General features: G+C 44.8%; 5 protein-coding genes and 1 pseudogene. 2 read left to right on the top strand and 4 right to left on the bottom strand.

Annotated features, from left to right (window positions below; translation table 11 throughout):
• Window positions 1-1320, top strand: a 1320-nt coding sequence (locus WBA23_RS23540; RefSeq protein WP_424584722.1) for a LysM peptidoglycan-binding domain-containing protein, incomplete at its 5' end; no start/stop codon positions are given.
• Window positions 1321-1407: 87 nt separating this feature from the next.
• Window positions 1408-2523: a DUF4837 family protein gene (locus WBA23_RS23535; RefSeq protein WP_424584721.1), complete on the top strand. Its 1116-nt coding sequence runs from the start codon at window positions 1408-1410 to the stop codon at window positions 2521-2523.
• 89 nt (window positions 2524-2612) lie between these two features.
• Here the strand turns inward: WBA23_RS23535 and WBA23_RS23530 are convergent, their stop codons facing one another.
• From WBA23_RS23530 to WBA23_RS23515, 4 genes and pseudogenes are all read right to left on the bottom strand, one after another.
• Window positions 2613-4010: a fibronectin type III domain-containing protein gene (locus WBA23_RS23530; protein ID WP_424584720.1), complete on the bottom strand. Its 1398-nt coding sequence runs from the start codon at window positions 4008-4010 to the stop codon at window positions 2613-2615.
• Window positions 4011-4139: 129 nt separating this feature from the next.
• Entirely contained in the window at window positions 4140-4883 is a 744-nt protein-coding gene (gene rlmB / locus WBA23_RS23525) for a 23S rRNA (guanosine(2251)-2'-O)-methyltransferase RlmB (protein WP_424584719.1), read from the bottom strand.
• Window positions 4880-6097, bottom strand: a complete 1218-nt coding sequence (locus tag WBA23_RS23520) for a GWxTD domain-containing protein (RefSeq protein ID WP_424584718.1) — start codon at window positions 6095-6097, stop codon at window positions 4880-4882. The genes rlmB and WBA23_RS23520 overlap by 4 nt, the downstream gene beginning before the upstream one ends.
• Before the next feature lie 43 nt (window positions 6098-6140).
• Window positions 6141-7836: pseudogene (locus WBA23_RS23515) on the bottom strand (DUF2723 domain-containing protein); the annotation flags it as partial.

Here is a 7836-nt window from a genome sequence, read left to right as displayed (position 1 = left end):
TTGTATGGCAACGCAACCGCATTAGTCGACCCCGCCGATTCGGTTATTCTATATCAACCAGCGTATGACTACGAGTACATACCCGATGCCTCTTACGATTTGGTAGCCGACCGAATTGCCTGTATAGAAACTGATATTACGCTTACTTATAATCAAAGGGTAAAATCGTTTGTAGACTACTTTACCGTTCGCGACCGTGAATATACGCGTATGGTAATTCGGCGTAAGGATGTTTATTTTCCTCTCTTCGAAAAGTACCTTAAAAAACATAATCTTCCTTTAAATTTAAAGTATCTGGCAATTGTTGAATCTGGCCTAAAACCGGTAGCACGATCTCGAGTGGGTGCAGTAGGTTTATGGCAGTTTATGCCGAGTACTGGGCGAATGTTTGGGCTTAATCGCGACTGGTACGTTGATGAGCGTCAAGACCCTGAAAAATCTACTGAGGCAGCTTGTAAATATCTAAAGCAACTTTACGGTATGTTTGATGATTGGGAGCTAGCTTTAGCTGCCTACAATACCGGACCTGGTAATGTTCGTAAAGCCATTCGCCGTTCAGGGTACAAAAAAAGCTTCTGGAATATCTATCGCTATTTGCCTCGGGAAACCCGTTCTTACGTGCCTCAGTTTGTTGCAATTGCTTATACGTTCAACTACATCGACGAACACAACTTGCAAGAAGAAATACCAGATTACATGGTAGAGGCAGAGACAGTACTGATTAATCAGTTCGCTAGCCTTAAAGTTTTGGCTGAACAGTTAAATGTATGCGAAGAAGATTTAATAAAGCTAAACCCTGAGTTACGGCGGGCCGCTGTACCCGAAAATGCTAAAAAATACCCCCTTCGCATTCCTGCTGACAAGGTCGATTTTTTAGCAGCTAACTCTTCCGCTATTTTAGATTCAGCCGGAAATGAAACTATTAAAAAGCAGTTTATTGCTAAATCGCAAAAAAGTAGTGGAACCACCTACGGAAGATCAAAGATGACCTACCGGGTGCGCCGAGGCGATGTATTAGGTAAGATTGCCGAACGCCACGGAGTACGCTTATCCGATGTTCGCCGATGGAATAATATTCGCGGTAGCCGGATCTACGCCGGACAACGGTTGACCCTCTACGTAAAATCATCGAGTAGAGCGGTAGCTTCAGCCCGAACCCCAGTTAGTGGTAATGGCAAAGTTCATCTAGTGCAACCCGGCGATTCACTTTGGGAAATTTCTCGTAAGTATCAAGGATTGACAGTTTCCAAAATCAAACAACTTAATAATTTACGCTCCAACAGCATCAAACCGGGGCAGAAGCTGATCATCGGCCGTTAACTGTATTTTTACAAAATCAGGGTACCAAAATTCGGATTACTTCGTATAATTGAACGAAGTACATCCTAACCAAACTTACCTTTGATTTTGCTTACCTATTTACGCTTTTTTTTCTTTACCATTCTTATCGCCGCTGGTCTAGCCTCTTGCGAAGGAAGTGGGAGTTCTAATGAAAGTTCTTTGCCTTCAGCTCGAGGAGCTGCGGGGGAAATTATTTTGGTTATGGACTCAACCTCGTGGCGGGGTGAATTGGGCAATGAATTGCGGGAGATTTTTATGCAAGATGTTCCCGGACTACCCCAACCTGAGCCTTACTTTGATCTGCGCTACGTAAACCCATTCAAACTAAATGATGTGCTACGAAGTGCTAAAAATATGATCTTCGTAACAACACTAGACAACCGGAGTGCTTCCGGCGAGCGGATGCGCCGTTTTTTTACGGATAACTCATTAACCCGAATAGAAAGTGACTCTACTTTCTTTAGTTATCCAATTAGTAATGTATTTGCTCGGGGGCAGAAAAACTTATACCTGTTTGGAGTGAGTGAAGATGTTTTATTAGAGAACCTTAGCGTTAATCACAAGCAAGTACGGCAGCACTTCTCAGACACAGAGCGAAACCGAAGTTTAGAGGCGCTCTATAAATCAGGGGAGCAACGAGCTCTTGAACGAGATTTGCTAGAAGATCACAATTTTTACCTTCGCATTCCGCAAGATTACGATTTGGTGCCATTAGAAGATAGCATAGAACAATTTGTCTGGCTCCGCCAACTTGGGCAAGCTGGAGAACCTGATGTAAGCATTATAGTTACCTACCAAGAATATACTTCCGAAGACATTTTCCAACCCGAAGGAATTATGCAATTTCGAGAAAGCACACTAGGGAAATATATTGTTGATGACAACCCACCGGCTTACATGACCATTCAAGAAATTGAGCCGATTGTATACGACACTATCAATTTTGATGGTAAGTTTGCTATTGAAGCACGCGGACTTTGGAAGCTCAGCAATATTACGATGGGTGGCCCCTTCCTTAGCTATGCGTTTGTAGACGAGGCGCTTAATCGCTTCTACTATATTGAGGGTTATGTCTATTATCCCGGCAAGAATAAGCGGACCGAAATAAGAGAAGTTGAGACGATCCTCAGAACGTTTAAGACCGAAGCAGAACTCCAAGCTAAACAGTCGGCTAGCAAGTAACTTCCTTAAGCTTTGCCTTATTATTTATTAATGAGGATCGCAACACAAAGTAAAGCTGTACTCTCTACTCGATCACTAAAATTTACTCCCTAATTCCCCTGCGACTTTTCCAGTCGATACGGAACTGTATTCTCATGGGTGAACGGAGGGATGGCTTCATTTTGTAGTTCTACAAATTGGTTGGGACCTTCTTCGTTTTTGATCAATTCGAAGGCATCGTAAAGTTCTCCTACTGCCGTGTAGGCTTCGTAACGCAAGGTGTCACCGTCAATATTAATGAGTTGAAATAATTGAGTGTTTTCGGCTGCTCGATCGCGAGAGGCTTCATAATCATCCCAGTTTTCCTTTACCTCATACATTTTACCGCCACTCACCGAAACTACGTACACAGTGCCAGTTACATCACGCATATTTACGCCGTCAGGCACGTTTTCGGCTAACGGATTTACTCGCCCCCGCGCGTAGCTATGATCATGGCCTTGTAGTACAATATCAACCTGATGCTTATCGAAAATAGGTTTCCACAGTTCTCTCAGCTCATCATTATCCCGGTTGCCCGACGCTGAAAATAGTGGATGATGAAAGGTGACGACCGACCAGCGGTGCGGATTTTCAGCCAATACCTGATCGACCCATTCGGCTTGTCGCTCGTGCAACAGGTTGGTATTCAACGCAACAATGCGAGTACCCTGATAATCTACGTAGTAGGACTGTTCCTTCAAGCTATCCGGCCCATTCTGAGGTAAGGTAAATTGCGGATGCCACTGCACCGAAATATGGCTAATATCTTGCTCTTCTTCCAATTCAGTGTAACCTTCGTATTCGTGATTGCCAGGTAATGGCAAACTAGGCAGTGTCCGATGAATCCAGCCCCCAGCGGTAAACCACTCATGCCACTCTAACTCGCTGTGGGCATCATTTACCATATCACCAGCGTGGATAATAAAACGAGCATCCGGTGCCGTGCGGTATCCTTCCCGAATCAAGCGCGACCATAAATCTAAAATATTGTTTTGAGCATCCCCTACGTACAGAAAAGAAAACGGCTCAGGTTCTTCACTTGCAGTACGAAACTGAATCCATTCACTCCAGTGTTCTCCGTCACCTACCCGGTAGGCATAGAGCGTATCGGGGGTTAGTCCCGTAAAAGTAACCGAATGATAATTGGCTTTAGTCTCGGCACTTTTCACCCGAGAAGCATCCATGGTTTCGGTAGTACCTACCACCTGCTTAGCATTTCGCCAGAAGCGAGGGGCGGCGGTTGCAATAGCAACTTCACCGAAAGCTTGCTTGGTACGGGTATCCGTTCGCCAAGTAGCACTCATCGTAGTAGCTGGATCGTCTGAAAAGTTTAGCACAATATGATCCGGTTGCTCGGAAGGGAGCCGCCACTTACTAGGTAGGTTCGGGCTAACGTAATCCTCTTGGGCGTATAAGCTGAAGGATAAGAGAAAAGTAGCGAGCAGGAGAATAGGTTGTGTTTTCATAGTAGTAAATATAACAGAATTAGGACTGGTGCTTAACTTTCTGATATTACCAAATTATTAACTAAAAAGCGCTATAGTATTATCATACTTATATAGATTTACTCTGAGTAGTATCTCTCAACTTGAATGCTACGAATTACGCTGCCGAATCACTTCGTACAAACCAATAGCGGCGGCTACCGATACATTCAGCGAGGCAATTTGGCCGCTCATCGGAATCTTCACCGCAGCATCGGCGAGCTTAAGGTAAGCTTCGGAAATACCATCTTCTTCGGAACCTAGTAGCAAAGCTACCGGACCTAATAAGTCTTGTTGAGGAAGCAGATCATCCGCCTTCTCGGTACAGGCAACTACCCGAATGCCACTGCTTTTCAAGTAGCTAATACTTTGCTTCAGATTTCCTTCCCGGCAAACCGGTATGTGATTTAAAGCCCCAGCCGAGGCTTTCATAGCATCGCCGCCTAACCGAGCATTTCCTTTATCGGGTATCACAATCGCGTGTACTCCTAAACACTCAGCCGTTCGGGCAATGGCGCCGAAGTTACGCACATCGGTAATACGATCCATCAGTATTAGCAATGGTTCTTGCCCCCGCTGGTAACATTCATCAATAATATTGTCGAGTGAAGCATAAACTACCGACGATAAAAAAGCGATAATCCCCTGATGGTTCTTCCGGGTAACCCTATTTAGTTTCTCGATGGGGACTGTGCTAATTGGGATATGTTGTCGTCGAGCTTCGGCAACTACTTCTTTGAAAAGGTCATTATGCTCACCTTTTTGAAGCAGTATACGCTCAATTTCTCGACCGGAATTCAGCGCTTCCTGCACGGCTCGGGTCCCGAAGGCAATATCAGTTTTCAGATGACTCACAGTGCTTTGCGCCCCTTTCTCCAGAGGTCAATATTACGGTACCAAAATCGCTCAAAGGCTTCGTCGCGCATAAGATTATAGTGCTGATCGGTGAAGATATTCTTAACCTTCATAAAGGTAAATGAGGTATTTACTAGTGTATTATCGGCCGCATAAATCCAGACCTCCTTCTCATCATCGCGGAACACATCATCAGGTTTGCCGTAGAGCGTGTAGATCATCCCCATACCGGTTTTCCAGCCTTCTTTATAGGTCGTAAACAGATAGTTCGCTTTGGCTACTTGTTGATAGTAATTACGAATAATGACTTTAGCCCGATCTTGTGAACGGGCCGCTCGCATCCAGAAATTATCTAACGCTACCTTTGGGGTTTCATCTTCTCGAACTTTGCTAATTTCTTCGGAAGTACTGATGTAGCGAATCGGTTTAACCAGTGCTTCGGCTCGCACTAAGCGAGGATAGTACGTATCTTCTATCCGAAACGAAATCCCAGAAAGAGAAGTAGTATCTAATTGAGCAAAATACAGCCCTTTTTGTTTGAAGCGTATAGTACTATTCAGCGAAATCTGCAACAACGAATCGACCGTTAACTTGGGCTGTACTTCGCTACTAGTGCCTAAAGGCGATGGATTAGGGCCGAAATCATGGTCGTAGTAATACGTGTAGGCAATTGAATCCGAATTATCCAGGGAAACAACACGAACGGCAGTACCTTCACTAAGGTAATTAGAAAACACTGGAATATCTTCCGAAGCTCGCATGAGCAGCAGTGAGGAAAGTGGAAAATTCTGGTCGGTATTTAGTGGTACATCAAAGCGCAGCGGCAGTTCGGCACCCGCTACCACTACGGTAAGATACAAAAATACGTAGTTAGCATTTTCCTGGAGTGGCACATTGAACCGATAGTACGTAGCATCCCCTTCCTGCTTAATTAATTGATCGGAAGAAAGCGTTTGAGTAATCAGAGCAGCTTCGGAAGAATAACTATCTCGCAATTCATAGCGAACTGAGGAAATTTCTACGTCAGACTGCTTAGTAAGCTCAAGAAAAATAACTGCATCGCTATTACTGCGAGCTACCCGGGAATGCACCTGTATTGGAGCGTCCAGACTATAGGCGTGACTTACATTGGTCTTAGACAGACTCTGACTCGCACTTGGCAAAACGCTGCCAAGAAAAAAGATACTGGTGAGAATACGGAAATAGGCTTTCATACTAACCACAAAATATAGAAACTCTCCGTATGATAAGATGTTTTTACGAATTAATCCGATTATAATGCTCCATTAGTGCCTGTTCGTACTGTTGGGCTAGCTCAGTCTGACCAGCTTTCTTTAAAGCATCACTAATTGTATTTAGCACGATCAAGTGCTTTTGCTGCTCGTAACCTTGGCTACGATTTTCATCAATCAGATAAGTGAGCATTTCATCGGCCCGGTCGCCCATCACTTGAGCGATTTCAGTAGCTTTAGCATCCTCGCCCACCTCGTACAGTAGGGCTACCGACTGAGCGTTTACATAATCAAACGGAATAGCTTTATCCGGTATTAACTCCAAACTACGGTTCAGCACATTTTTAGCTTCCTCTATACGCCCGGCCGCTAATAGTTCTTTTGCCAAGCTATTAAGACTAGATCGATGGTTTAGCGCAAACTGCCGATAGTCTTCACTATAGTACACATCCGGATTATCTAACTCTCGCCAGTGAAAGTTTTCCATCATATTTTCGTACATCACATCCAGATTAGCGATCTCATCATTCGGGTCGGGATTGACGATGGGCAGCAGTCGATACGCATTGCCTTCCTGCACCACATTCTGCCTGAAGTCAATGTTGGTACCCATCATCGATGTATTATTAAAGTAAATGGGGCGCTCCCACTTATTGGCCGCGATCAAATCCAGAATCATCAGATCCTTCTTCTCCAAGGCTCGCCCCTTAACGTTTAGCATCAGGCGATTAGTTACTAAATTGCGAAGCTCTACCGGAACAATCTCCTGCAAGTTGGCCGGTAATTCCGGAGGAATGGAATCGTTACCCGCAACAGTTTGCTGAGTTTCACTAGTATCGTACAAATCTACATCCAGGTAGAAAGTTTTGGAGGGTACTGTATTATAATCCGCCCGTGCGTTTTGCAACTTCAATGCCGGAGAGTTTTTTCTAATTAATCCTAAGTACTGCTCCAGATTAATCGCGCCCTTTACCTGCGGATTTTCTACTACGGGCAAATAATCGTTCGGGCCACCTTGTTTGTATTGCTCTTTGGTTAGCGAGAACGGTAGCGGTTCCGATTCGTAGGCCGGACGGGTCATCTGCTCAATGTACCAGTCGGTGTTGAAGTAGCTCAGTACAATCACCCGAACATCAGTTCGGAAGCCTTCTACTTCCTGAGCGTACCACAGTGGGAAGGTATCGTTATCTCCACCAGTAAAGATGATGGCGTTAGGCGCACAAGAAGCCAGAAAATTTTTGGCTGAATCAACCGAGAAGAAGCGGTCGGATCGATCGTGGTCGTTCCAACCTTCGGCCGCCATAATTCCCGGAATAGTCAAACAGGCTATCGTAGCAATAATGCCGGCGTTACGGTGGTTTTTCACGAATTGGCTAATAAACTGGCTAAGAGCCATTACCCCGAAGCCAATCCAGATGGCAAAAGTGTAGAATGATCCGGCGTAAATATAATCCCGTTCTCGGGGTTCCACCGGTGGAGAGTTTAGATACACTACCAGCCCAATTCCGGTTAGCAGAAAAAGTACTCCTACTACGGAGAAGCTTTTTACATCTCTTCGGTACTGAAAGAATAAACCAACTAGCCCTAAGGCCAGGGGTAGCATAAAAAACTGATTACGCCCTTTGTTTTGGGCTAAAATATCGGGAATACCTGCGTCGCCTTCCCAAGGGCGTAGCCAGGCCGCTTCTTTAATATCACTCTCTCGCCCCGCAAAATTCCAC

Source organism: Tunicatimonas sp. (assembly GCF_049647865.1).
Classification (GTDB): Bacteria; Bacteroidota; Bacteroidia; order Cytophagales; family Cyclobacteriaceae; genus Tunicatimonas.
This window is presented reverse-complemented; position numbering and strand designations above follow the sequence as displayed.